This window comes from Nocardia sp. NPDC059228, assembly GCF_042754245.1.
Taxonomy (GTDB): domain Bacteria; phylum Actinomycetota; class Actinomycetes; order Mycobacteriales; family Mycobacteriaceae; genus Nocardia.
Map to the genome: position 1 here is coordinate 851,053 of NZ_JBHZAL010000001.1, position 25,845 is coordinate 876,897.

Genomic DNA, 25,845 nt, shown 5'->3' on the forward strand with positions numbered 1-25,845 from the left:
CCTAGAGGCGTTCCAGCACGCCGCGCAGCAGTTTACCCAATCGCGGTGCGGCGGCGTGGCCTTCGGCCAGCACCTCGGCGTGCGAGAGGTGCGCGCCGGTGACCCCGGCGGCCAGGTTGGTGACCAGCGAGATGCCGAGCACCTTGGCCCCGCCCTCGCGGCAGGCGATGGCCTCCAGCACGGTGGACATGCCGACCAGGTCCGCGCCCATGGTGCGCAGCATGCGGATCTCGGCGGGGGTCTCGTACTGCGGCCCGGTCAGGCCCGCGTACACGCCCTCGGTCAGGCCGGGCTCGATTTCCTTTGCCAGCGCCCGCAATTCGGGATCCCAGGCGTCGACCAGGTCGACGAAGTTCGCGCCCTCGATGGGGGTGCGCCCGGTCAGGTTGATGTGGTCGGAGATGAGTACCGCCTCGCCGACCGACAGCCCGTCGCGAATCCCGCCCGCGGCATTGGTGAGCAGCACGGTCTGCGCGCCGGCGGCCAGTGCGGTGCGCACATTGTGCACGACCTGGCCGGGCGCGTGGCCCTCGTAGAGATGCTGGCGGCCCATGAGCAGCAGGACCGGCGCGTCACCGACCGTGACGGAATGAATGGTGCCCTGATGCCCCTGGGCGGTGGGCGATCCGAATCCCGGCACCTCGGCCATCGGAATGGAGGCGGCCGGTTCGCCGATCTCGGCGGCAGCTTCCTGCCAGCCGGATCCCAGCACCACGGCAATCCGGTGCTGCTGCACTCCCGTTCGTTGCGCAATGGCTTCGGCGGCTAGTTCGGAAACCCCGCCCATGGCCTTCTCGGCTAGCATGTCGCCCACCCTAGTACCAGGTGATCTCGCACGCCCCGCGTGTGCCCGCGACCTGCCGTTTTCATTCCGTTTGTCGGAACCGCCTCCCCGCAATTTCTGCGGCTCGGGTGCCGCCGGCAGTCGTGCATGCGTGCCGGCGGTCGGGTGCCGACCCGATGTCGGGCGTACCCGATGAGTTATCCCGATCCTCGCGAAATCGGTCGTCGCGTCCCCATAAATACCCGTCGGTAGGTATCTGCCCCGCCCCCGCTACGCTGCACGCATGCCGTATTTGAAGCGTGATGGGGATGTGTTCGTGCTGTACCTCGGGACCGAGGGCCAGGCCATCGACAACGAGAACCGCTTCCACCCCGACTGGATCACCGAGGTCCACGCGCTGCTCGACGAGGTCGAGGCGTCCGAGGGCCCGGCCGCCCTGGTGGTCACCGCCGACGGCAAGTTCTTCTCCAACGGGCTCGACACCGACTGGCTGTTCGGCAACTTCGACAAGAACTGCTGGTACCTCGACCGCGTGCACTCGCTCTACAGCCGCCTGCTGGCCTTCGGCCTGCCCACGGTCGCCGCGGTGAACGGCCACGCCTTCGGCGCCGGCGCCATGCTCGCCACCTCCTGCGACTTCCGGGTCATGCGCGCCGACCGCGGCTTCTGGTGCCTGCCCGAGGTGCACCTGGGCATGCCGTTCACCGTCGCCATGAACGCGCTGCTGACCAATCGCCTGGTCAATCAGGTCGCGGTGGAGGCCATGACCACCGGCCGCCGCTACGGCGCCGATGACGCCATCGCCGCGGGCATCGTGGACGCCAAGGCGGATGCGGATGTGTTGCTCGCCACCGCGGTCGCGCGGGCCGACATGCTCAAGGGCAACCGCAAGCCGAACCTGCCGGTCATCAAGCGCGCGCTGCACCAGCAGGCGCTGGCCGGGCTGGCCGTGGAGACGACCCCGGAGAACCTGGCCTTCAATCCGTAAGGGTCCGTTCCGTCGGCTTTGCGGGGGTTCGAGGGCTTGCCCTCGAACCCCTGATTTCTGAGCGTGCCGCGATGATTTCTGCGTGTCCCGCACTCTGCCGGAGATTTTCCGGCTTACCTGCTGCGACAGAGCTGCGCGGCAGTGCGAGACTGTTGGGATGTCACCATCGCGCAACGGCGATGACCGGAGATCCTGCGTACCGATCGGTCGGCACGACTCGTCCGTGCCGTCCTCGAGTGCTGCCGTGGCATCGGCGGATCCGGCCCTGCTCGCCGCGGCCGACGCGGCCGTCGCCGGGTACCGCGATCAGCTGATCGCGCTCTCCCACGACATTCATGCGGAACCCGAGCTGGCCTTCGAGGAATTCCGCAGCGTCGCAAAGACAATCGAGCCGTTGCGGGAACGCGGATTTCGTATCGAATCCGGCGTGGCGGAACTGCCGACCGCATTCACCGCCGAATACGGCAGTGGAGACCTGGTCGTCGGTATTTGTGCCGAATATGACGCCCTCCCCGAAATCGGCCACGCCTGCGGCCACAACATCATCGCCGCCGCCGGGGTCGGCGCGGCGCTGGGTCTGGCCGCGGTCGCGGACGCCTGCGGCATCACGGTGAAGGTGCTGGGTACGCCCGCCGAGGAGTCCGGCGGCGGCAAGGTGCTCATGCTCGAGCGCGGCGTCTTCGACGGCGTCGCCATGGTCATGATGGTGCACCCGGGCCCGGAGGATATCGCCGGCGCGCATTCGCTGGCCCTCGCCGATGTGTCGGTGGTTTTCCACGGCCGGGAATCGCATGCCAGCGCCGCGCCGCAGTACGGGCGAAATGCCCTCGATGCCGTGACCGTCGCGCAAGTTGCTCTGGGTTTGCTACGGCAACATCTCCTGCCCGGACAACAACTGCACGGTATAGTCGGATCGGGCGGCGTCGCCCCGAATATCGTGCCCGGACACGCGGAGCTGCTGTATTACCTACGTGCGGTCGACTCCGCGACCCTCGATGATCTGATGCAACGAGCATCGGCATGCTTCGAGGCAGGTGCCCTGGCGACCGGGTGCACACACGAAATCCGGAAGCTTGCGCCGACATACACCGAGCTCACTCCCGATAGCGCGCTACTGTGCGCCTATCGCGAGCAGATCACCGCACTCGGCCGCGAGCCGATCGCCCCGGAATTCGAGGCGGCACGGCCGCTGGGCAGCACCGATATGGGCAATGTCACCAATGTCATCGCCGGTATCCACCCGGTCATCGGCATCGATGCAGGCGGTGCGGTGACCCACCAGCCCGCGTTCGCGGCGGCCGCCGTGAACGCGTCGGCCGATCGCGCCGTCCTGGACGGGGCAACGGCACTGGCTCGCACCGCGATACACATCGCAGGCGACAAATTGCACAGGGACAGGTTGTCGGAACGAGTCATACAACGGCAGTTTCAGCGACAGGAGGACATTCGGTGAGCACAACCGGCCGGTCCGCGGCGCGCGTCAACGGACCACTGGCGGCGTCGTGCGTGAACAACACGCAGACGCCGGCCGGCGCCGCGATGGAATCGGCGACCGGGCACGAGGTAGTGGAGTCGTGGCTCGCGGAGCACATGGACGACCTCACGACGTGGCGTCGCCATATCCACGCCAACCCGGAGCTGTCCCGGACCGAGTTCGGTACCACCGAATTCGTGGAGTCATGGCTGGTCAAGGCCGGGCTCGAGCCGCGCAAGCTGCCGAGCGGCACCGGCCTGATCTGTGACATCGGCCCCGACGGCCCGCGCATCGGCCTGCGCGCCGACATGGACGCGCTGCCGCTGCAGGAGTACACCGGGCTGCCGTTCGCCTCCACCGTGCCGGGCGTCTCACACGCCTGTGGGCACGACGCGCACACCGCGATCCTGCTCGGCACCGCGCTGGCGCTGGCCGAGATCGAGGACCTGCCGGTCGGCGTGCGGCTGGTGTTCCAGCACGCCGAGGAGGTCATGCCCGGCGGCGCCGTCGACATGGTCGCCGCGGGCGCCATGGAGGACGTCTCACGCATGTTCGCGCTGCACTGCGACCCACGGCTGGAGGTGGGCCGGGTCGGCATCCGGGTCGGTCCGATCACCTCGGCCGCCGACACCGTGGAGCTGGTGCTGGACTCGCCCGGCGGCCACACCTCCCGCCCGCACCTGACCAGCGACCTGGTCTACGCCATCGGCACGGTCATCACCGGCCTGCCCGGCCTGCTCTCCCGCCGCATCGACCCGCGCACCAGCACGGTCATGGTGTGGGGCGCGGTGTCGGCGGGCAAGGCGCCCAATGCGATTCCCCAGACCGGCATGCTCACCGGCACCGTCCGCACCGGCGATCACGCCACCTGGTCGCTGCTCGAGCCCATGGTCCGCGAGATCGTCGAGGGCCTGCTGGCCCCCACCGGCGTCCGCTACCAGCTCAACTACAAGCGCGGCGTGCCGCCGGTGGTCAACGACGAGCAGGCCGTGCGCATGTTCGAGGACGCCATCCGCGCTCTCGACCCCGACGCCCTCGCCGACACCCCGCAGTCCGGCGGCGGCGAGGACTTCTCCTGGTATCTGGAGGAGGTCCCCGGCGCCATGGCCCGCCTCGGCGTCTGGTCGGGTCAGGGCGAGCAACTCGACCTGCACCAGCCCACCTTCGACCTCGACGAGCGCGCCCTCGCCGCCGGAGTCCGGGTCTTCACCAACATCGTGCTGAACGCCCGCTGACCAACGACAACGAAGCCGGGCCGCACTGAAAAGTGCGGCCCGGCTTCACGTTTCGGGGAATTGGTTCGTCTTGCCGGCGGGAATCACTTCACCTTGTTGGCGATGTCGCCCCAGGCGTGCCAGCGGTCGATCTCGATCCAGGCGGAGACGCGCTTCTGGTCGCGGACGGCGTAGTCGCTGCCGATGTAGTGCTGGGCGATGCGGTCGATGACCGAGGAGTCGGGGTCGTTCTCCAGGGAGACGATGCGGCCCTGGATGCTGACGTGGCTGTACCAGTTGTCGCCGTCGAGAACGGTGAGGCTGATGCGGGGATCCTCGCGCAGGTAGTCCAGGCGCTTACGGAAGTCGGCCAGGTTCACCAGGATTCGGCCGTTCTCGTACAGATACCAGGTGGCGACCGAAACCGGCTGGCCGTCCGGGCGATTCGAGGCGAAGATCGCCGGGTTGGGGCGGGACAGGAATTCGGCGATAGGGGCGGGCACGGGGGTGGCGGGCATCGGCTTCACTCTTTCGACGGTTCGGAGATCGTTTCCGGTTCCCGTAACAGCGGCGCCGCGCCGAATCTTCCGGCCCCGGCCCGCTGATCCGTCGCACCGCGTCCGATGCGCCGTTCGTGCTACGGCCCGAAGGTGCCGGGGCCGACGTTCTTGCTGTTGCGGGTGCGTAGCGCGTGCGTGTAATCGCTTGGCGCACCGGCCTTCTCGGCGGCGTCGGCGATGACGCCGAGGTAGCGCGCGGAGGGCAGCCCGCCCTCGTAGGCATCCAGGACGTAGAGCCACGCAAGCACCGGCTCGTTGCCGGTCCCTGCGTTCGTGGTGACGCGCAGGCGGATCTTCTTGTGGATGCCGAAGTCCGAGCCCTCCCAGCGGTCGAGGCTCAGCTCGTCCTCACTGGGAACGTCGTAGAGCACCACGAAGACCCGTTGCCCGGGCTCTTCGACCACCGTCGCCAGCGGTCCCTCCCAGCCGATGTCGTCCCCGGCGAAGGTGAGGCGCCACCCTTCCAGCCAGCCGGTTCCATACACAGGGGAGTGCGGACAGCGCTTGAGCATCTGCTCGGGATCCATGTTGGACCCGTAGGCGGCGTAAATCGGCACGGTAGAAGCCTATCGAACAAACCCGCAAGACCATCCCCGATCCCGATCACAAGGCGGTTCGCGCGGGCCCGATCGATTGCCGAGGAGTCGCCAAAAGGACTCTCCCGCCCCGCTCGGAGCCGGTTCTGCCTGGGGTGACAGCGAGTTCGCGCGCCCCCGTCATGACACGCCGCCTCGCCGAATGGAATGCGCCACAGTGCGAAAATTGTCCGGAGACGCGGTTAAAGCTGTAGGTAGCTGCGGGGATAACGTTAGAGACCGGCACCGGAGATCCCGGGCGCCGACCTGAAAGCGGAGGAACAATGACCCGCATTGCGATCATCGGTGGCGGCCCCGCCGGATATGAAGCGGCGCTGGTGGCGGCACAGCACGGCGCGCCGGTCACGCTGATCGACAGTGACGGCATCGGCGGCGCGTGCGTGCTGTGGGACTGCGTGCCGTCGAAGACCTTCATCGCCTCCACCGGCGTGCGCACCGATCTGCGCCGCGCCCGTGACCTGGGCATCACCGTGCATCCCTCGCAGGCGCAGGTGCGCCTGGCCGAGGTGAACTCCCGCGTCAAGGCGCTCGCGCAGGCCCAGTCCTCCGATATCCGCGCCAAGCTGCAGACCGCCGGCGTGACCGTGCTGTCCGGCTACGGCGAACTCATCGACCAGGCCCCGGGTCTGGCCACCCACCTGGTCAAGGCCACCCTCGCCGACGGCCAGGAGCGGGTGATCGAGGCCGAGGTGGTGCTCATCGCCACCGGCGCCAGCCCGCGCGTGCTGCCCGGCGCGGAACCCGACGGTGAGCGAATCCTGAACTGGCGTCAGCTCTACGACCTCAAGGAGCTGCCCGAGACCCTGGTAGTCGTCGGTTCCGGTGTGACCGGCGCCGAATTCGTCTCCGCCTATACCGAGATGGGCGTGCAGGTGAAACTCGTCTCGAGCCGCGACCGCGTGCTGCCCGGCGAGGACGCCGACGCCGCCCTGGTGCTCGAGGATGCACTGGCCGAGCGCGGTGTGGAGCTGGTCAAGCACGCCCGCGCCGACGCGGTGGAGCGCACCGCCGAGGGCATCGTGGTGAAGCTGTCCGACGGCCGCAATATCAGCGGCACCCACGCGCTGATGACCGTCGGTTCCATTCCGAACACCACCGGGCTGGGCCTGGAACGGCTCGGGATCGAGCTGGACAAGGGCGGCTTCCTGCGGGTGGACCGGGTTTCGCGGACCACCGCGCCCGGTGTCTACGCGGCCGGCGACTGCACCGGCCTGCTGCCGCTGGCCTCGGTGGCCGCGATGCAGGGCCGCATCGCCATGTACCACGCGCTGGGTGAGGGCGTGCAGCCGATTCGCCTGAAGACCGTTGCCTCCGCCGTGTTCACACGCCCGGAGATCGCGACCGTCGGCGTCTCGCAGACCGCCATCGACAATGGCGAGGTCCCGGCCCGCACGGTCATGCTGCCCCTGAACACCAACCCGCGCGCCAAGATGTCGGGCCTGCGACGGGGTTTCGTGAAGATCTTCTGCCGCCCCGCCACCGGCGTGGTGATCGGTGGTGTCGTCGTGGCCCCTATCGCCTCCGAACTGATCTTGCCGATCGCGCTGGCGGTGCAGAACAACCTCACGGTGAATGATCTGGCGCAGACGTTTTCGGTGTATCCGTCGCTCACCGGATCGGTCACCGAGGCCGCGCGTCAGCTCATGCGGCACGACGATCTGGACTAGCCGCAACACGTTTCGGCCCCGTTTGTTACCGGCCCGTCTTGCTGCCTTGTCTCCCTTGTGATTAAGTTCGCGGCGGAAGCGATCGGCAGGGCGGTCGCGAGCGTTACGTAAACGGGGGGTTCTCAATTCCCCTCCGATGCGAGGCGCATCGATGCCCGGAGCGATCGTGCCGCCGAGGGACGAAGGAATTGAGCGAAACGTGAAGCACCGCAAGCCGAGTCGGATCAAGGCGAGCACCTCCCTGACGCTGGCCGGTGCGGCCGCGGTGGTGTCGCTGCTGTCCGCGCCCGCCAACGCCGCCCCCGCCGACCCGGGCGCGGTCCCGGCCGATCAGCAGCAGCCCGACGGCACCCAGCCGCCCACCGAATCGCCGGCCCCGGACGCGAAGGCGCAGGTCGTGCCCGCGCCCAAGCCGGAGAACGTGCAGCCGGGCACCACCAAGCCGCAGCAGAGCCAGCCGGGCGTCACCACCCCGACCACGCCGAACACCCCGGCACCGGACAACGGTGCGGCCAAGCCGGATTCGGGTCAGCCGCAGGGCGCCACCCAGCCGGATGGCACCCCGAAGCCGGACGCCAACGCGCCCAAGAGCGATCCGAACGTGCAGCCGGCCGGTACCGACCCGCAGCCCGCGCAGCCCAAGTCGCTGCGGCCCTCGCAGCCGGGTGTGACCGTGCCGCGCGTGGCGCCGCTGCCGGTGCCGGGTCAGTCGACCCAGGCCCAGCCCGCGGTCACCACCCCGCAGCCGAACCAGCCGGGCCAGCAGACCCAGCCGGGCCAGTCGATCCAGCCCGGTCAGCAGGGCGCCCAGCCGGTGAAGCCGAACGACCAGAACGCGCAGCCGGCCGTCACCACCCCGAACCAGGACCCGGCCGTGGACACCATGACCGGCCAGCCGACCGTCACCCCGCAGCAGCAGCCGCACTGGCAGTCGCCCGCGGTGGACACCGCCCCGGCCGCGCCGGTGGTCGAGATGACCGGTCCGCACACCGAGCTCGGCGTCAACCTCGACGGCGGCGCGGTGCTGCCGGGCTGGGCCGCCAACACCCACCACTTCAGCAACCTGGACGGTTACGTCGGCACCATCGGCTACACCACGCCGGGCGGCATCGGTGAGGCCGGCATGTCGCTGGACTTCACCAAGGTCAACCAGATCAAGGTGACCGCGTTCGCGGGCAATGGTCCCGACAACGACCAGAAGATGGAGTTCGTGCTCGACACGGCGGCGGCCAATGCGGCCAAGGCCGATGCCGAGAACTTCATCCGCCTGCTGCCGGGCGGCGCTACGGTCCTGGAGGCCGCGGCCCAGATTGGTAAGCTCCCCGAGGGTGATCGGCCGTCGCAATCGGTCGACGTCGTCGGAGTGACCGCGCAGGTGGGCGGTTCGGTTCAGTACTGACAGGTCCGTCAGGGACCGGATACGGTGCCGGCGGGAGCAGTGATGTCGCGTGGGGCGGTCGGGAGCGACCGCCCCACGCGTCTGTGGCGAAAGGACGGGTGATGGCTTCGGGCAAGGACGAATCCGCCGACCGTCAGGTATCCGAGGGCGAGCAGCCGGAACCGGCCGGTCCGCCGGATTCCGGGTTCGGGCCCTCGCTCAATGACTTTGGGCCCTCGCTCAATGATTTCGGGCCGTCGCTCAATGATTTCGGCCCCTCGCTGAACGACTTCGGTCCCGCGCCCACCGCCGTCGTCCCGGGCTGGAGTCCCGCGCCCGCTCCGCAGAGTCCCGATCTGTCCTGGCGGCCCGCGGGTGCGCCGCCGCAGTTTCGCGCGCCTGACGCGTGGCAGCCGGTCACCGGTCAGTACCCGCCCGTCACCGGCACGTCCACGGGCCAGTATCCGGCCGTGGACGGCGCCGGGCAGCCCGCGAGTACCGCCGATATCGAACAGACCGTGAGAATCCCGCCTGGCGGGTCGCAATCGGCAGCCGCGGACGCGGCGACGCCCCGCGCCGCTGATCCTGATCCGGCTGCCGCCGAACGGAATTCGGCGGGCGGTGACGAGACCGCCGAGCCGGACGTGCCCGCGGATTCCTGGTGGCGCTCCGCGCCCAGCGGCTTCCCGCCCGCGCCGCCATCGGAATCGGCTGCGGCCCAAGGGGAATCGCTGTCCTGGGCGGACGATCCGATCGCCAAGGCGCTGGCGCCGAAAGCCCCTGCGCCGGAACGCAAACCGGAGTCCGAGGGCCCGCCGTGGCGCCGGATCGGCCTGATCGCGGGCGCGGCGGTGCTGGTGCTGGCGGTGGCGGGCGCGGCGGTCTTCGCGGTCACCCGCGGCAAGGACGACACGGCGGCCGGCGGGGCCACCACCACCGGCGCGGCCGCGCCCACCGCGACCGACGCCGCGCTGAGCTGCCCGGCCAAGCAGGACGGCAAGCTGACCATCGGCAACGGCGTGGGCGGCACCGGCAGCGGTGTCGACGCGATTCTCGGCTTCGAGCACGCCTTCTACGTGGACCGCAACGGCGTGAAGGCGCGCACGTTCGTGGTGCCGGAGGCGACGACGGTCCAGCCGTCCGACGTCATCCAGCACAAGGGCATCGATCTGCTCAAGCCGGGTACCACCTACTGCCTGAAGATCGTCGAGGTCGCCCCGGAGTCCTACGACGTGGACATCACCGAGCATCACGCGGACGGCACCACCGATGTCTACACCGAGCACATCATGACCACGGTGCGTGACGGTAAACACCTGATCATGTCGATCGAGTAGCCGGACCTGGGCGTCTTGTGGAAGCCGGGGCCGGTCCACCGGCGCCGAAGTGGACCTATCGTCCCATGATTCGGGAATGGGATTTCATATCCTGGTAGGCGTGTGACATGGTGGAATTTCGCATACCCCGGTATCGCCTTCGGAGGTGTTTCCATGTCCGCGACCTTCCCGCCCCTCGCGCGGCGTCTCGACGGCCTGCAGAGCTCGGCGATTCGTGACCTGCTCAAGCTCACCTCGCGCGCGGACATCATCAGCTTGGCCGGAGGTTTGCCGGACGCCGAACTCATGCCCCGCGACCGCATCGCGGTAGCCGCCGACGCGGCGCTGTCCGACCGCTCGCGGCTCCAGTACACCGAGTCCCCGGGCTGGGGCCCGCTGCGCGAGGTGCTGGCCGTCCGCGAATCCGGCCGGCTGGGCCGCGCGGTCCCGGTCGAGGAGATCTTCGTCACCCACGGCTCGCAGCAGGCGCTCTCGCTGCTGTCGGAGGTGCTGCTGGACCCGGGCGCGCTGGTCGTGGTGGAGGATCCCGCGTATGTCGGTGCCCTGCAGGTCTTCCGGGCCGCCGGGGCGCGCATCGTGGCCGTGCCCCTGGACTCCGAGGGTATGCGCCTGGACGCCCTGCGTGAGCTGCTGGCGGCGGGCGAGCGCCCGGCCGTGGTCCACACGGTCAGCAACTTCCACAATCCGGGCGGGGTCACCCTGAGCCCCGAGCGCCGCCGCGAGCTGGCGAATCTGGCCGAGCAGTACGGCTTCTGGATCATCGAGGACGACCCGTACGGTGAGCTCTGGTTCGACCGGCCCTCACCCGCGCCGGTGGCGACATACTCGCCCAACGTGATCCGCCTCTCCAGCGCCTCGAAGATCCTCGCCCCCACACTGCGCGCGGGCTGGATGATCGCCCCCGCCCCGGTGTGCCGCGCCGTGGAGCTGCTCAAGCAGGGCGCGGACCTGTGCGGATCGGCGCTGACCCAGCAGATCACCGCGGACCTGCTCGCCGACACCGAATGGCTTGCCGGCCACGTGGATTCGGTCCGCCAGGTCTACGGCACCCGCGCCAAGGCCCTCGTCGACGCCGTGCGCGGCCGCTTCGGTGACCGCGTCTCCAGCACCGACGCCGCCGGCGGCATGTTCGTGTGGGTCGACTTCACCGACGGCACCGACACCACCGCTCTGCTGTCCCGGGCGCTCGACGCGGGCGTCGCGTACGTCCCCGGCAATGCCTTCGCCGTCTCCACGGACTACACCCACTCGATGCGGCTGTGCTTCACCACCTCCGACGAGGCGACGCTCGCGGAAGCCGTCGACCGGCTGGCCAAGGCGCACGCGTCCGCGTAGTGCTCACACCCAGTCGTAGGTGCGTTCCACCGCCTTGTTCCACTCGCCCATGAGGTGGTCGCGGTCGGCGGACGGCATGGCCGGGGTCCAGCGTTTGTCCTCGGCCCAGTTGGCGCGGATGTCGTCGGTGGAGGACCAGTAGCCCACCGCGAGACCGGCCGCGTAGGCGGCGCCCAGGGCGGTGGTCTCGGTGACGACCGGCCGGACCACGGTGGCGTCGAGGATGTCGGACTGGAACTGCATGAGCAGTTCGTTGACCACCATGCCGCCGTCCACCTTGAGGGTGACCTTCTCGACATCCAGCCGCTGCGCGTCGGCATCGGCGCGCATGGCGTCGATGACCTCACGGGTCTGGAAAGCGGTGGCCTCCAGCACGGCTCGGGCCAGGTGGCCCTTGGTGACGAAGCGGGTCAGGCCCGCCACCACACCGCGCGCGTCGGGCCGCCAGCGCGGGGCGAACAGGCCGGAGAAGGCGGGAACCACGTACGCTCCGCCATTGTCGGCGACCGTGCGGGCCAGCGGTTCGATCTCCTCGGCGGCGGAGATGATGCCCAGATTGTCGCGCAGCCACTGCACCAGCGAGCCGGTGACCGCGATCGAACCCTCCAGGGCGTAGACCGCGGGCTGATCACCGAGCCGATAGCAGACGGTGGTGAGCAGCCCGTGCTCGCTGAAGACCGGGGTGGTGCCGGTGTTCATGAGCATGAAATTGCCGGTGCCGTAGGTGTTCTTGGTGTCGCCGGGGGACAGGCAGGCCTGGCCGAAGGTGGCGGCCTGCTGGTCGCCGAGGATGCCGGCCACCGGGACGCCGGTCAGGGCGCCGGTGGTGATGGGCGCGTAAACCTCTGAGCTGCTGCGGATTTCGGGCAGCATCGCCATGGGTACGCCGAATTCGGCGCAGATCCGCGGATCCCATTGCAGCGTGCGCAGATCCATCAGCATGGTCCGCGACGCATTGGTGACGTCGGTGATGTGCAGGCCGGTCAGGTTCCACAGGATCCAGCTGTCCATGGTGCCGAAGCACAGTTCCCCGGACTCGGCGCGCTGCCGCGCGCCCGGCACGGCGTCGAGGATCCAGCGCAGTTTCGGCCCGGCGAAATAGGTGGACAGCGGCAGGCCGGTGCGGTCGGCATAGCGGTTGGGGCCCTGGTCGCCGGCGAGTTCCGCGGTGAGATCGGCGGTGCGGGTGTCCTGCCAGACGATGGCGTTGTGGATGGGCTTGCCGGTGGCGCGTTCCCAGACCACGGTGGTCTCACGCTGATTGGTGACACCGGCGGCCGCCACCTCCGCGGCGTCGATGCCGCAACTCCGCAATGCCTCGGCGATCACCGATTCGGTGTTGCGCCAAATGGATTCGGGATCATGTTCGACCCATCCGGGTCGCGGGAAGATCTGTTCGTGTTCCCGCTGGGCGACTCCGGCGATTCGGCCCTGATGATCGAAGACGATGCACCGACTCGACGTCGTGCCCTGATCGATGGCGGCCACATAGCGACGCATTGATCGAGGCTAACCGACCGGACCTACTACTGTGGGCTACGGTAGCGCTGGGTAGCCGAAAATTAGCCCGGAGGAGACTCGCATGACGAATCAATCGCGATCGCAGTTCCTCGGCCCCGAGCAGCGTGAGGCTGCCTGGGGGCGGCTCGGCAAGGACACCTTCGATGTCATCGTCATCGGCGGCGGCGTGGTCGGCGCCGGAATCGCGCTGGACGCCGCCACCCGGGGCCTGGAGGTCGCCCTGGTCGAGGCCCGCGACCTGGCCTCCGGTACCTCCAGCCGCTCCTCCAAGATGTTCCACGGCGGTCTGCGCTACCTGGAGATGATGGAATTCGGGCTGGTCCGTGAGGCTCTCAGGGAGCGCGAGCTGGCGCTGTCCACGCTGGCGCCGCACCTGGTGAAGCCGCTGAAATTCCTCTACCCGCTCACCCACCTCGGCTGGGAGCGTCCCTACGTGACCGCCGGCCTGGTGCTCTACGACACCATGGGCGGCGCGAAATCCGTTCCCGGACAGCATCATCTGACCCGCTCGGCCGCACTGCGGCAGGCCCCCGGCCTGAAGCGCGACGCCCTCACCGGCGGGGTGAACTACTATGACACCGTCGTCGACGACGCCCGCCACACCATGACCGTGGCCCGCACCGCCGCCCACTACGGCGCGGTCATCCGCACCTCCACGCAGGTGGCCGGCTTCCTCAAGGAGGCGGACCGGGTGGTCGGCATCAAGGTGCGCGACACCGAGGACGGCCGCACCAACGAGGTGCGCGGCAATGTCGTCATCAATGCCACCGGCGTGTGGACCGACGAAATCCAGTCGCTCGCACAGCAACGCGGCCGATTCCATGTGCGCGCGTCCAAGGGCGTGCACATCGTGGTGCCGCGCGACCGGATCGCCAGCGATACCTCGCTCATCCTGCGCACCGAGAAGTCCGTGCTCTTCGTCATCGCCTGGAACACCGACCACTGGATCATCGGCACCACCGACACCGACTGGAACCTCGACCTCGCGCACCCGGCCGCCACCAAATCCGACATCGACTACCTGCTCGAGCAAGTCAACAAGGTGCTGGTCACCCCGCTCATCCCGGCCGATATCACCGGCGTCTACGCGGGTCTGCGGCCGCTGCTGGCGGGGGAGAGCGACCAGACCTCCAAGCTGTCCCGCGAACACGCGGTGGCCCGCATCGCCCCCGGCCTGGTCGCCATCGCCGGCGGCAAGTACACCACCTACCGGGTCATGGCCTACGACGCGGTCGACGAAGCGGCACAGTACATTCCGCAGCGGGTGCCGCCCACCATCACCGAGAAGGTGCCGCTGCTGGGCGCGGACGGGTATCACGCGCTGATGAATCAGACCCCGCACCTGGCCGAGAAGTACGGCGTCCACCCGTACCGGATCCAGCACCTGCTCAACCGCTACGGCTCCCTCATCGACGAGGTACTCGGCCTCGCCGACGGCAAACCCGATCTGCTGCAACCGATCACGGACTCACCCGGCTACCTGCGGGTGGAGGCCGTCTACGCGGCCGTCGCCGAGGCCGCCCTGCACCTCGACGACATCATGGCCCGGCGCACCCGCATCTCCATCGAATACGCCCACCGCGGTGTCGATTCCGCCGACGAGGTGGCGCGGCTGGTGGCCCCGGTACTGGGCTGGTCGGAGGCCGATATCGAGCGGGAGGTGGCGATCTACACCGCCCGGGTCCGGGCCGAGATCGACTCCCAGACCCAGCCCGACGACGCCTCCGCCGACGCGCTGCGCCTGGTGGCCCCGGAGGCACGCCGGGAAGTGCTGGACGCTCAGCGCACCAATTTGTAGTTGAACTCCGTGGTGCCCAGTGCACCCATGAGCCGCACCCACAGCGGCAGCATCATCTCGGTGCCGCGGGCGGTGGTGATATCGCCCAGGTCGATGATGTCGCGCCAGCCGAACTCGCGCAGCAGGCCGCTCACGGTCTCCTTGGCCTCGGCGTCGTCACCGGAGACGAAGATCGTGTGGTCGCCGCCCGCCACCCGCTCCGGATGCACCATCACCTCGGCGGTGACGGTATTGAGCGTCTTCACCACCCGCGCCTCGGGGAACGCCCGCTGCAGCTGCTCTCCGACCGAATCGGTGTTGCAGATCGCGAGAAACGGCGGAAATCCCAGCGAGAAGTCCAGCGGATTCGAGATGTCCACCACCACCTTTCCCGCCAGCTGCGCCGCCCCCGCGCCCGACAGCGCGGCCACACTGGCCTGCCCCGCCGTCGCGTTGATGATCAATTCCGCCCCGGCCGCCGCCGCTGCCGCGGTGGCAAGCGGCGCCGGAAACGGCTCCTCCTCCCGCGCCTGCGTGGCCTGGACATCCCGGGTCCCGATCACCACGTCATGTCCCAGTTCCACCAACCGCGCCGACAACGTCCGCCCGACCGCCCCCGTGCCCAGGATTGCGATTTTCATGCCCGCAACCCTAGGCCCGGAAACCGGGCCCGGGAAAGCATTTCGGCAGCGACAATTATGTCTGTCGCGTGAAATACCGGGCCACAACCCGGCCGGTGAGAGCGGTCAGCGGTGGGGCGGCTGGCAGCGGGGACAGAAGTAGATGCCGCGTTCGGCGCGGGTGGTGTTCGCATCGTCGCCGAGCAGATGGACGACCAGGGCCGTGCCGCAGCGGGGGCAGGGTCGGTGCTGGCGGCCGTATGCCTGTGCGCGCCACGGTGGTTCGTGGGCGGCCTGGACCAGGACACGGTGGGCCTCGTCGACCAGGGCCGGCAGGTCCTCGATCTCGCCGACCGGGGTGGCGGGATGGACGCGGCGGAGGAAACAGATTTCGCTGCGGTAGATATTGCCGATCCCGGCGAGGTTGGTCTGATCGAGCAGGGCCAGGCCGATGGGGCGGCCGGGGTCGCCGGACAGGCGGCGGACCGCCTCGGCGGGATCCCAGTCCGGGCCCAGTAGATCGGGGCCGAGATGGTCGGTCGCGGTGTGTTCGTCGGGGCGGCGCAGGACCTCGACCAGGCCGAGGGAGAAGCCGACGGCTTCGGCGTCCGCGGTGGCCAGGATCAGGCGCGCGGTGAAACCCGGTCTGGTCCACCGCTGTCCGGGCGCATAGACCCGCCACTGGCCTTCCATCTCGAGATGGGTGTGGATGCTCAGGTCCGGAGTGCGGACGAACAGGTGCTTGCCGTAGGTTCCGACGCTCTCGATCTCCCGGCCCCTCAGGTCGAGGGTCGCGTATCTGGGCACCCGGAAGTCGCTGCGGGCCAGCACCTTGCCCGCCAGGGCTTTTCGGAGCCGGTTGGCGGTGAGAAAGACCGCGTCGCCCTCAGGCATGCGGGCTCACGGACGGCTCCGTAGCCGGAAGCCCTTCGGCGTCGTCGCGAAACCGGCCTCGGTGAGGAAGCCGGCGAAGGTATTGCCGTGCACCGATTCCCCGTTCACCCGGTCGATGACCAGGGAGTCCACCCGGCGGTCGTGGACCAGGGCGGCCAGGGCGGTGGCCGCGGCCGTGCGCATCGCCGGGTCCTCGGTGAAGGTGAGCAGGGTCTTGCCGCCGCGTTCCAGATACAGCGCGAGTTCGCCGTCGACCAGGACCACCAGCGCACCCGCCTTGCGGCCGGGACGGTGTCCCGCCCCCTCGGCCGCCGCCTTGGGCCAGGGGAGCGCCGCGCCGTAGGGATTCGCCGGATCGCAGGCCGCCAAGGCCACCGCGATCCCGACCGGCCCGGGTGAGAAGCCGTCGCCCGCCGTGCGGGTGCGATCGGTGTCGAAGGAGCGCAGGCGGTCCACCACGTCGGTGGTCGAGAATTGCGCGCCGCCGTGCGAATCCACGAAGTATCCGCGCCGGCAGCGGCCGCGATCCTCGAACTCGGTGAGCACCCGGTACATGAGTGCGAACCCGCCCGGCACGCCTTCGCTCTGCACCGAGCCGCGAGTCAGCACGCCGTATCGCTCCAGCAGTACATCGGCGGTGGCGTGAGCGCGAATCGTGGTGTCGGCCACCCGTTCCGGCAGTAGTGACCAGCGGCCCGACACCTGTGGCGAGGCGGTGCGGGCGGGCATTCCGGTGCGCGGCAGGTACATTCGCCCGCGTGGGGCGCGGCGCGGCGTCCGGTGCGCGGTGGTGGTGCGGGTGGTGCCCGCCAGCAGGGCGCGCACGGGCGCGAAGGTGTCGCCGCCGATGTGCCCGGCCCACACCAGATCCCACAGTGCGGTCGTCACGGTGGCCTCGTCGTCGGAACCGGCGCTTTCGAGCAGCTGCCGGAAGAAGTACGCACCGCCGGTATTACCCGTCACGACCTGATACTCGCCCTTCGGCAGCGCAATGCCGACCGGCCCAGAGCCCTCGCCATCGGCGCTCGCGGTGTGACCGGAGCCTGCGGTGTGACCGGAGCCCGCAGTGTTTCCAGCGCCCGCGATGTCTCTGGGGCCGGCGGTGTCGGCGGAGCCCGCGCCCGTGGCGACGGTGCCGCCGATCACGGTGGCCCCCAGGGTCGTCAGCAGCCCGATGTGCCGCTCGGTGAGATCGATGTCATCGGGCGGCGGCAGCGTCAGTCCCGCCTGTTCGGCCGGATGCAGGGCGATCCAGCCGTCCTTGGCGGTGATCGACCCGTGCCCCGACCAGATCACCTCGCCGGTGGCCATCAGCTCGTCCAGCATGGCGGGGGAGTAGTCACGCACCCGCAGCGGCAGGATCAGCGATTCCCACGCCGAGGCCGGAATCGGCACGCCCGCAAGCTGTTCCACCACCGCGGCGACGCCGTCCACGCCGCGCAACTCCCCGGAGCCGACATGCTGCCAGGACGGCAGGAAGCGGCCCAGCGCGGCGGTCGCCACCGGTTCCACCTCCTTGCGGGCGGCGGCCAGCGAGCGCCGGCGCAGGCGGCGCAGCACCTCGCTGTCACACCACTCCGCGCCCGCCGCACCGGGCGTGAATTCGCCCTCCACCACCCGCTTCTCGAGCCCGAGGCGGTGCAGCGCGGTGGCCGCCACGGCCGGGCCCAGCCCGAAACGATGCGCCGCCTGCGTCAGCGTGAACGGCCCGTGCGTGCGCGCGTAGCGGCCGATCAGATCGCCCAGCGGATCGGCGACCGGCTCGATGAAGGCCGCCGGGACCCCGATGGGCAACGGCACGCCGAGCGCGTCGCGCAGCCGCGAGGCGTCCTCGATGGCCACCCACCACTGCGACCCCGCGAAGGAAACCTCCAGCGCCCGGCGCGATTTCACCAGCTCAGCGAACCACTCCCGCGGCTCCGCCACGCAGCGCTCGGCCGCCTCCGCGGCCGTCAGCGGGCCCAGCAGCCGCAGCAGATCGGCCAGCCCCTCCAGATCCCGCGCCTGCCGCTCGGGCGTGAGCCGCTGCAATTCCCGTTCGGTCTGCTCCAGCACCCCGGCATCCAGCAGCTCCCGCAGCTCGACCCGGCCCAGCAGCTCGGCCAGCAGGCTGGAATCGAGCGACAGCGCCGCCGCCCGCCGCTCCGCCAGCGGGCTGTCGCCCTCGTACATGAACTGCCCGATGTAGTCGAACAGCAGGGAATTCGCGAACGGCGACGGCGCGGCCGTCTCCACCTCGACCAGCCGGATCTGCCGCCGCGCCACCCGGCCCAGCAGGTCCCGCAGCGAGGGCAGGTCGTAGACGTCCTGGAGGCACTCCCGCACGGTCTCCAGCAGGATCGGGAACTCGGGGAACTTGCGCGCCACGTCCAGCAGCTGCGCCGCCCGCTGCCGCTGCTGCCACAGCGGCGCGCGTTTGCCCGGATCCCGGCGCGGCAGCAGCAGCGCTCGTGCCGCGCACTCCCGGAATCGCGACGCGAAAAGCGCGGAGCCGCCGACCTGTTCGGTCACCAGATCGTCGATCTCATCGGTCTCGAACACGAACAGCTCGGCCCCCGGCGGATCATCGGTGGTGTCCGGCAAGCGCACCACGATCCCATCGTCCGACGGGGTCGGCGCGGCATCCACCCCGAACCGCTCCCGCAGGCGGGCCGCGACCGCCAGCGCCCACGGCGCGTGCACGGGCAGCCCGTACGGCGAGTGCAACACCACCCGCCAGTCGCCCAGTTCGTCCCGGAACCGCTCCACCACCAGCGTCTTGTCCGTCGGCAGCTGCCCGGTGGCCTCCCGCTGTTCGGCGAGCAGCGCCACCAGATTCCCGGTCGCGTTGTCGTCCAGGCCCGCTGTCCGGGAGACCCGCTCGAGTTCGGATTCCGGCGTGGACTTGCGCCCGGCGATTTTCGAGGCGCGTGTTGTCGAAGCAGCGGCTTTCGGGGAGTCCGCCCCCTTGGCTTCGGGATCGTGACCCGCGGCGAATTCGGCCAGGGCCTGTGCCAATTCGACGGGGGCCCGCCCCTTGGACTTCCCGGTCGCCCTCGGTCCGGCCGCCGGGGGCTCGGCCGTGCCTCGGCCGGCCGCGCGGTGCTGTTCGACGGCCTGTCCGGCGAGGCGGACGAATTCACCCAGCGCCGCACCCAATTCGGCGGGACGGCCCAGGGAATCGCCGTGCCAGAAAGGAAGCCGGCCGGGGAGCCCGAAGGCGGGTGTCACCAGCACTCGATCGAAGGTGATCTCCTCGATCCGCCAGCTCGTCGCACCCAGGGCGAAGACATCGCCCACCCGCGACTCGTAGACCATCTCCTCGTCGAGTTCGCCGACGCGGGACGCTTTTTCGCCGACCATGAACACCGGGAACAGGCCGCGGTCCGGAATCGCCCCGCCCGAGGTCACCGCCAGCCGTTGCGCGCCGGGGCGGCCGGTCAGGGTGCCCGCGTCGCGGTCCCAGACGATGCGTGGCCGGAGTTCGGCGAACTCGTCGGAGGGGTAGCGTCCCGCCAGCAGGTCCAGGACCGACTCGTAGGCCGAACGGGGCAGCGCCGCATAGCTTCCCGTGCCGCGGACGGTGTCGAACCAGGCGTCGGCGTCGATCGGCTCCAGGGCGCAGGCCGCCACGGTCTGCTGGGCGAGGATGTCGAGCGGGTGGGCGGGGACCTGGAGTTGCTCGATCTGCCCCGCCGTCATGCGCAGGGACGCGACCGCGCAGTGGATGACATCGGTGCGGTGCTTGGGGAAGATCACGCCCCGCGAGATCTCACCCACCTGGTGCCCGGCCCGGCCCACCCGCTGCAACCCGGAGGCCACCGACGGCGGCGCCTCCACCTGCACCACCAACTCGACCGCACCCATGTCGATGCCGAGTTCGAGGCTGCTGGTGGCGACCACGCAGCGCAGTCGCCCACTCTTGAGGTCGTCTTCGATGAGCGCCCGCTGCTCCTTGCTCACCGACCCGTGATGGGCGCGCGCGAGAAGCGTTGTGGCGCCGTGGATCACCTCCGTGGACGCGCCCAATTGGGCGGGCGGCGCGTGCTCGGTGTCCACCGCCTCGCCGATGCGCGCCGCGTACGCCTCGTTCAGGCGGGCCGTGAGCCGCTCGGACAGCCGCCGCGAATTCGCGAACACGATCGACGACCGGTGCTCGAGCACCAGATCCACGATGGCCTCGTCCACGTGCGGCCAGATCGAGCCCGGTTGATCCGAATCCTCGGCGCCCGCATCGGGTTCGGTCATATCGGGCACCGGCACCCGCACCGACAGGTCGAAGGTCTTGGGTGCGGGCGGCGCGACAATGGTGATGGGCGCGCTCCCGACCAGGAACCGCCCCACCTCCTCCGGCGGCCGCACCGTCGCCGACAGCCCGATCCGCTGTGCCGGGCGGTCGAAGCGCGGGGAGGCGGAGCGGAGCAGGTCCAGTCGCGCCAGTGAAAGCGCCAGGTGCGCACCGCGTTTCGAGCCCGCGATGGCGTGCACCTCGTCCACGATCACCGTGTGCACCCCGCTGAGCGTCTCCCGCGCCGCCGAGGTCAGCATGAGGAACAGTGATTCCGGCGTGGTGATCAGAATGTCCGGCGGGGTGCGCTGCATGGTGCGCCGATCCGCGGCGCTGGTGTCACCGGAACGCACCCCCACGCGAATATCCGGTGCTGCCACGCCCAAACGCCTGGCCGTCTGCGTGATCCCGACCAGCGGCGCCCGCAGATTCCGCTCCACATCCACGGCCAGCGCCTTGAGCGGAGAGATATAGAGCACCGACGTCTTGCGCGGCCCCTCGGGCGGTTCCCGGGTGGCCAGCTGGTCGATGGCCCACAGGAACGCCGACAGCGTCTTGCCCGACCCGGTGGGCGCGATCACCAGCGTGTGCTGCCCCGCCGCGATCGATTCCCACGCCCCCAGTTGCGCGGCCGTCGGCGCGGCAAACGCACCGTCGAACCACTCTCTGGTGGCGGGTGAGAACCGATGCATTGCCCCAGTCTGCACCCGCGCACCGACAGACTCCGCCAACCTGCCGGGGCAACCCCGTCATACGCGGCATCGCGATACGCCTCCAGATCCCGCGCGTAGGCTTCGGACCGTGCAGAAGGTGCTCCGACTCGACCTGGTCAGTCACGGTATGACCGAGGCGATGCGCAGAGCACGATTCCCGGTCGATGAACCTCTCACGGAAGCGGGCCGCCGCGCGGTCTCCGCCTGCGGCCGCCTGACCGCCGCCCGGGTGATCACCGCCCCCGAGCGCCGCACCATCGAGACCGCCACCCTCATGGGGCTCACGGGCGACGAGGACGATCGACTACGCGATCTCGACGCCGGGGCCTGGCGCGGTGGCGAACTCATGTCCGTGCCCAAGGAAGACCTCTATCTGTGGCTCACCGACCCGGGCTTCCGCGGTCACGGCGGCGAGGCGGTGGTCGACGTCATCGAGCGCACCGGCGAATGGCTCGCCGATATCGCCCTCGACGGCGAACCCACCATTGCCGTCACACATCCCGCGGTGATCCGGGCCGCGCTGCTGGTCACCCTCGACGCGCCCGCAAAGTCCTTCTGGCGCATCGATGTTCCGCCCGTCACCGTCACCCGGCTGCATTATCGGGGCGAATGGACGCTCCACTTCCGCTCGTGACCAGCTAGCTCCGCGGAATGCGCTGCGCGGCGGCCAGCATGGCCCGCACGGCGTCGGTGATCAGGCGGGCCGAGATCCCGGGGTCCACGGCGCGTTGAATGCCAAGGCCCAGGCCGAGACTCAGCAGCGTGGTCGCGGCGTCCTCGGCCGACATGGGCAGGGTCAGGTGCATGGAGTCGGCCAGCGCCTGCAGCTGAACCGCGACCGCGCCGCGCATCATGCTCAGGCTGGAGACCAGCGCGGCCTGCAGATCCGCGTCGTCGCGGGCCACGATGGCGAACTCGAATTCCAGCAGGGTCCAGCCGACATCGCCGAGCGTGCGCTCGGCCCAGCCCTGGAAGCGTTCCATCCGCGCCTCCAGGTCGTCCTCGCCGGCGAGCAGGTCGGTCAGCTCGGTGAACTTGGTCTCGTGAATGAGCGCCAGCACCTCGAGACAGAGCGCCGATTTGGTCCGGAAGTTCGAGTAGACCGCGCCCTTGGAGTACCCCGCCTCCTCGGCTACCCGTTCCAGGCTGGTCTTGGCATATCCGTCCATCAGGAACATCTCGCGCGCGGTGGCGAGCAGGTCCGCGCGGGTGCGCGCCTGGCTCTCGATCCTGGTCAGTCGTGCCATGGCCACGATTCTATGTACTCCAGGATTTGGGATACCGACGGTATGTGAAAACTGTTAGTCTGCGAAACCATGAGTAACAGGAACGGGCCACAGCGACGTGGCCTGGCCATCGGGTGCGGCGGCACGGTCGGCATGGCCTGGATCGTCGCCGCGCTGGCCGCGGTGCAGGACGTGCTCGACTGGGACCCGCGCACCGCCGACGTCATGATCGGCACCTCGGCGGGCGCGGAGGCGCTGACGCTGCTGGGCAGCGGCACCGGGGTCGACGACCTGGTCGCCATGCAGCGCGGCGTCGCCACCAACCCGATCCTCACCGACCACATGCGCTCGGAGCCCGGACGATTCCCGCCGCTGCCGCGCCCGCGCCTGGGCGCGCCCGGCCGTGCGGTCCGGGAACTGCTGGCCCGTCCCGGAAACGGTCACGCCCTGCTCACCGCGGGCAGTGGGTTGCTGCCGCAGGGGGGCGGCGACCCGGCCTGGCTCCAGCGACTGGCCGAGCGGCTGAACCCCGGCCGGGACTGGGTCCAGCACCCGGCGACCTGGCTGGTGGCCATGGACAATGCCAGCGGCGAGCGGGTGGCCTTCGGCTCCCCGTCCGCACCCGACGCGAATCTCGGTGCGGCCCTGCGCGCTTCGTGGGCGGTGCCCGGCTGGTTCCCGGCCGTCCCGATCGCGGGCCGCCGGTTCATCGACGGCGGCGCGGCCTCCACCGCGTCCGCCGACCTGCTCATCCCGGCCGGCCTCGACGAGGTCGTGGTGATCGCCCCGATGGCCTCCACCGGCCGCCTGCCGGTCACCGGCCCCGGCCACTTCCTGGAGCGCCAGCTGCGAAACCGCATGAGCGAGAAGCTCGATGCCGAGATCGCCCTGCTGCGCGCCAGTGGCGTGCGGGTGCTGCGCATCGACGCCACGGCCGGGGATCTCGCGGTCATGGGCCCCAACTTCATGGACGGCCGCCGCCGTCTCGACACCTTCGAACACAGCCTGGGCAGCACCCGCCGCCAGGTCGAACAGGGAGAGTTCAGATGAGCATCTTCGGAAACGGCTATCCCGCCATCGAATTGACCGGCGCCCGGGTGCTGATCACCGGCGCGGGCCGCGGCATCGGCCGGTGCACCGCGGAGCTCTTCGCGAGCAAGGGTGCGCAGGTCGCCATCGCCGATGTGGACAGCGCCGCCGCGCAGACGGCCGCGGCCGCCCTGGACGCCAGGGCCTTCGAGCTCGACGTGCGCGACCGGACCCGGTGGGACAAGGTCGTCGCCGACTTCGGTGCGGTCGACATCCTGGTCAACAATGCGGGCGTGATGCCCGCGGGCGCCTTCCTCGACGAACCGGATGCGGTGGGCCACACCACCATGGACGTCAATGTCTGGGGCCTCATCCACGGCATGCGCGCCGTCGTCCCCGGCATGATCGAACGTGGCCACGGCCACGTGGTGAACGTCGCCTCGCTGGCCGGCAAGATCCCGATCCCGGGCCTGGCCGTCTACAACGCCAGCAAGTTCGCCGCCGTGGGCCTGTCGGCCGCCACGCGTCTGGAGTTCGCGCCGCACGGCGTCAGCGTCAGCTGCGTCATGCCGTCGGCCGTGCGCACCCGCCTGTCCTCGGGCCTGGCGCTGGGCGGTGGCATGCCGACCGTCGACCCGGAGGACGTGGCCGAGGCCGTGCTCGGGACCGTGCGCACCCGCCGCGCCGAGGTCGCCGTCCCGAACTACCTGGGCCCGATCGACGTCGCGCTGGCCGCCGCGCCCGAGCCCGCGGTCCGCCTGGTGCGCAGGCTCTTCAACGGCGACCGGGCGCTGCACCCGGCCGACGAGCAGGTGCGGGCCCGGTACGAGGAACAGGTGCGCGCGATCGCCGCCGAGGAAGACCGGCCCGAGGCGTAGACGGGTCCGGTTGGCAGGCCGAGGGGTGCTTATTCGAACCGAATGCCTTGCGCCAGCGGCAATTCGGCAGAGTAATTGATGGTGTTGGTGGCCCGGCGCATGTACGCCTTCCAGGAGTCCGACCCGGACTCCCGGCCACCGCCCGTCTGCTTCTCGCCGCCGAACGCGCCGCCGATCTCGGCCCCCGAGGTGCCGATATTGACATTGGCGATACCGCAGTCCGACCCGTCGGCGGCCAGGAACCGTTCCGCCTCGCGCTGGTCCCGGGTGAAGATCGATGACGAAAGTCCCTGCGGCACACCGTTGTGCAGCTCGATGGCGGTGTCCAGGCGGTGGTAGGTGAGCGCGTAGAGGATCGGCGCGAAGGTCTCCTCCCGGACCACCTCGGTCTGCGCGGGCATGCGCACCAGGGCCGGCCGGACATAGAAGGCGTTCTCGCCCGGCCCCTCGATACGCTCACCACCGCAGATCAATTCACCGCCGTCGGCCAGCGCGCGCTCCAGCGCCGCCCGCATGCCGTCGTAGGCCCGCTCGGTGATGAGCGGCCCGACGAGAACGCCCTCCTCGAGCGGGTTACCCACGCGCAGTTGGCGATACGCCGCCGAGATCCGATCCAGCAGCGGCCCGGCCACATCCACGTGCACGATCAGCCGCCGCAGCGTCGTGCACCGCTGGCCCGCGGTGCCGGCCGCCGCGAAAACGATTCCCCGCGTAGCCAGGTCGAGATCCGCCGAGGGGGTGACGATCGCCGCGTTGTTGCCGCCCAGCTCCAGCAGGCAGCGACCGAACCGCGCCGCCACCCGCGGCGCGACCTGCTGCCCCATCCGCACCGACCCCGTCGCGCTCACCAGCGCCACCCGCGGATCGTCCACGAGCTGCTCGCCGATCGCCGCCGGGCCCTGGATCAGCTGGTGCACTTCGGGATCCACGCCCACCTCCCGCGCCGCCCTACGCAGCAGGGTGTGACAGGCCAGCGCGGTCAGCGGCGTCGCCTCCGACGGCTTCCACACCACGGTGTCCCCGCACACCAGCGCGACCGCGGTATTCCACGCCCACACCGCGACCGGGAAGTTGAACGCCGAGATGACCCCGACCACCCCGAGCGGGTGCCACGTCTCCATGAGCCGGTGCCCGGGCCGCTCCGACGGCATGGTCCGCCCGTACAGCTGCCGCGACAGCCCGATGGCGAACTCGCAGATATCGATCATCTCCTGGACCTCGCCGCGCGCCTCCGCGCCGATCTTGCCCGCCTCCACGGTGACCAGTTCGCCCAGCTCGTCCCGGTGCACGGTGAGCAGCGCCGCCAGCCGCCGCACCACCGCGGCCCGCTGCGGCGCCGGTATCGTGCGCCAGCTCCGGAAGGCGGTCTCGGCGCGGGCGATGGCGGCCTCGACCGCGGCGGAATCGCTCGCGCGCAGGGTGATCAGCTCGTCGCCGGTGATCGGGGTGCGGGCCGAGAGTTCGCCCGGTTGGGGCGTTTCGACACCGAGGCGTTGCAGCAACTTCTCCGTCTGCTCACGGAGCTCACGGGTCACCCCGTCTGACAGTGCGTGACTCATTACATGCTCCAGGTTGGGTTCCGGCACC

General features: G+C 70.0%; 20 protein-coding genes. 11 read left to right on the forward strand and 9 right to left on the reverse strand.

The window, feature by feature from the left end; translation table 11 throughout:
• Position 1 precedes the first annotated feature (1 nt).
• Entirely contained in the window at positions 2-805 is an 804-nt protein-coding gene (locus ACFXKA_RS03680) for a purine-nucleoside phosphorylase (protein ID WP_379394875.1), read from the reverse strand.
• A 262-nt stretch (positions 806-1,067) separates the two neighbouring features.
• On the opposite strand from ACFXKA_RS03680, the gene ACFXKA_RS03685 reads away from it, so the two are divergent.
• The 3 genes from ACFXKA_RS03685 to ACFXKA_RS03695 all read left to right on the forward strand — a co-directional run bounded on the left by ACFXKA_RS03685 (position 1,068) and on the right by ACFXKA_RS03695 (position 4,481).
• Positions 1,068-1,772, forward strand: a complete 705-nt coding sequence (locus ACFXKA_RS03685; protein WP_354830166.1) for an enoyl-CoA hydratase/isomerase family protein — start codon at positions 1,068-1,070, stop codon at positions 1,770-1,772.
• Between the two features lie 265 nt (positions 1,773-2,037).
• Positions 2,038-3,225, forward strand: a complete 1,188-nt coding sequence (locus ACFXKA_RS03690) for a M20 family metallopeptidase (RefSeq protein ID WP_379425891.1) — start codon at positions 2,038-2,040, stop codon at positions 3,223-3,225.
• An 86-nt stretch (positions 3,226-3,311) separates the two neighbouring features.
• The gene (locus tag ACFXKA_RS03695; protein WP_379425892.1) at positions 3,312-4,481 is read left to right on the forward strand and encodes a M20 family metallopeptidase; all 1,170 of its coding nucleotides are present in this window, start codon (positions 3,312-3,314) and stop codon (positions 4,479-4,481) included.
• 83 nt (positions 4,482-4,564) lie between these two features.
• Here ACFXKA_RS03695 and ACFXKA_RS03700 read toward each other — a convergent pair whose 3' ends face one another.
• The gene (locus ACFXKA_RS03700; protein ID WP_379425815.1) at positions 4,565-4,978 is read right to left on the reverse strand and encodes a PPOX class F420-dependent oxidoreductase; all 414 of its coding nucleotides are present in this window, start codon (positions 4,976-4,978) and stop codon (positions 4,565-4,567) included.
• Between the two features lie 119 nt (positions 4,979-5,097).
• Entirely contained in the window at positions 5,098-5,577 is a 480-nt protein-coding gene (locus tag ACFXKA_RS03705; RefSeq protein WP_379425817.1) for a gamma-glutamylcyclotransferase, read from the reverse strand.
• 302 nt (positions 5,578-5,879) lie between these two features.
• Here ACFXKA_RS03705 and ACFXKA_RS03710 point away from each other — a divergent pair, with 302 nt between their 5' ends.
• The 4 genes from ACFXKA_RS03710 to ACFXKA_RS03725 all read left to right on the forward strand — a co-directional run bounded on the left by ACFXKA_RS03710 (position 5,880) and on the right by ACFXKA_RS03725 (position 11,333).
• The gene (locus tag ACFXKA_RS03710; RefSeq protein WP_354830159.1) at positions 5,880-7,283 is read left to right on the forward strand and encodes an NAD(P)H-quinone dehydrogenase; all 1,404 of its coding nucleotides are present in this window, start codon (positions 5,880-5,882) and stop codon (positions 7,281-7,283) included.
• A gap of 199 nt (positions 7,284-7,482) precedes the next feature.
• The gene (locus tag ACFXKA_RS03715; RefSeq protein ID WP_379425819.1) at positions 7,483-8,682 is read left to right on the forward strand and encodes a hypothetical protein; all 1,200 of its coding nucleotides are present in this window, start codon (positions 7,483-7,485) and stop codon (positions 8,680-8,682) included.
• A 101-nt stretch (positions 8,683-8,783) separates the two neighbouring features.
• On the forward strand, positions 8,784-9,998 hold the full coding sequence (locus ACFXKA_RS03720) for a hypothetical protein (RefSeq protein ID WP_379425821.1): 1,215 nt from the start codon (positions 8,784-8,786) through the stop codon (positions 9,996-9,998).
• Between the two features lie 153 nt (positions 9,999-10,151).
• Positions 10,152-11,333: a PLP-dependent aminotransferase family protein gene (locus ACFXKA_RS03725; protein WP_379425822.1), complete on the forward strand. Its 1,182-nt coding sequence runs from the start codon at positions 10,152-10,154 to the stop codon at positions 11,331-11,333.
• Between the two features lie 3 nt (positions 11,334-11,336).
• Here ACFXKA_RS03725 and glpK read toward each other — a convergent pair whose 3' ends face one another.
• A complete protein-coding gene (glpK, locus tag ACFXKA_RS03730; RefSeq protein ID WP_379425824.1) occupies positions 11,337-12,833 on the reverse strand; it encodes a glycerol kinase GlpK in 1,497 nt (498 codons plus the stop codon).
• Positions 12,834-12,915: 82 nt separating this feature from the next.
• Between glpK and glpD the strand changes: the two genes are divergently transcribed.
• Complete coding sequence (glpD, locus tag ACFXKA_RS03735) at positions 12,916-14,652, forward strand: glycerol-3-phosphate dehydrogenase (protein ID WP_379425825.1); 1,737 nt, start codon at positions 12,916-12,918, stop codon at positions 14,650-14,652.
• On the opposite strand, the gene ACFXKA_RS03740 is transcribed toward glpD, so the two are convergent.
• From ACFXKA_RS03740 to ACFXKA_RS03750, 3 genes are all read right to left on the reverse strand, one after another.
• Positions 14,634-15,272, reverse strand: a complete 639-nt coding sequence (locus ACFXKA_RS03740; RefSeq protein ID WP_379425827.1) for an NADPH-dependent F420 reductase — start codon at positions 15,270-15,272, stop codon at positions 14,634-14,636. The two genes, glpD and ACFXKA_RS03740, sit on opposite strands and share 19 nt — an antisense overlap.
• Before the next feature lie 105 nt (positions 15,273-15,377).
• A complete protein-coding gene (locus ACFXKA_RS03745; protein ID WP_379425829.1) occupies positions 15,378-16,145 on the reverse strand; it encodes a DNA-formamidopyrimidine glycosylase family protein in 768 nt (255 codons plus the stop codon).
• Positions 16,146-16,151: 6 nt separating this feature from the next.
• Complete coding sequence (locus ACFXKA_RS03750) at positions 16,152-21,104, reverse strand: ATP-dependent helicase (RefSeq protein WP_379425831.1); 4,953 nt, start codon at positions 21,102-21,104, stop codon at positions 16,152-16,154.
• A gap of 109 nt (positions 21,105-21,213) precedes the next feature.
• Here ACFXKA_RS03750 and ACFXKA_RS03755 point away from each other — a divergent pair, with 109 nt between their 5' ends.
• A complete protein-coding gene (locus tag ACFXKA_RS03755) occupies positions 21,214-21,759 on the forward strand; it encodes a histidine phosphatase family protein (protein WP_354830143.1) in 546 nt (181 codons plus the stop codon).
• Between the two features lie 4 nt (positions 21,760-21,763).
• Here the strand turns inward: ACFXKA_RS03755 and ACFXKA_RS03760 are convergent, their stop codons facing one another.
• On the reverse strand, positions 21,764-22,372 hold the full coding sequence (locus ACFXKA_RS03760; RefSeq protein WP_379425833.1) for a TetR/AcrR family transcriptional regulator: 609 nt from the start codon (positions 22,370-22,372) through the stop codon (positions 21,764-21,766).
• 69 nt (positions 22,373-22,441) lie between these two features.
• On the opposite strand from ACFXKA_RS03760, the gene ACFXKA_RS03765 reads away from it, so the two are divergent.
• On the forward strand, positions 22,442-23,401 hold the full coding sequence (locus tag ACFXKA_RS03765) for a patatin-like phospholipase family protein (RefSeq protein ID WP_379425835.1): 960 nt from the start codon (positions 22,442-22,444) through the stop codon (positions 23,399-23,401).
• Positions 23,398-24,258: an SDR family oxidoreductase gene (locus ACFXKA_RS03770; RefSeq protein WP_379425837.1), complete on the forward strand. Its 861-nt coding sequence runs from the start codon at positions 23,398-23,400 to the stop codon at positions 24,256-24,258. Before ACFXKA_RS03765 ends, ACFXKA_RS03770 begins: the two co-directional genes overlap by 4 nt.
• 29 nt (positions 24,259-24,287) lie before the next feature.
• Here the strand turns inward: ACFXKA_RS03770 and ACFXKA_RS03775 are convergent, their stop codons facing one another.
• Positions 24,288-25,817, reverse strand: a complete 1,530-nt coding sequence (locus tag ACFXKA_RS03775) for an aldehyde dehydrogenase family protein (RefSeq protein ID WP_379425839.1) — start codon at positions 25,815-25,817, stop codon at positions 24,288-24,290.
• Between the last annotated feature and the right edge of the window lie 28 nt (positions 25,818-25,845).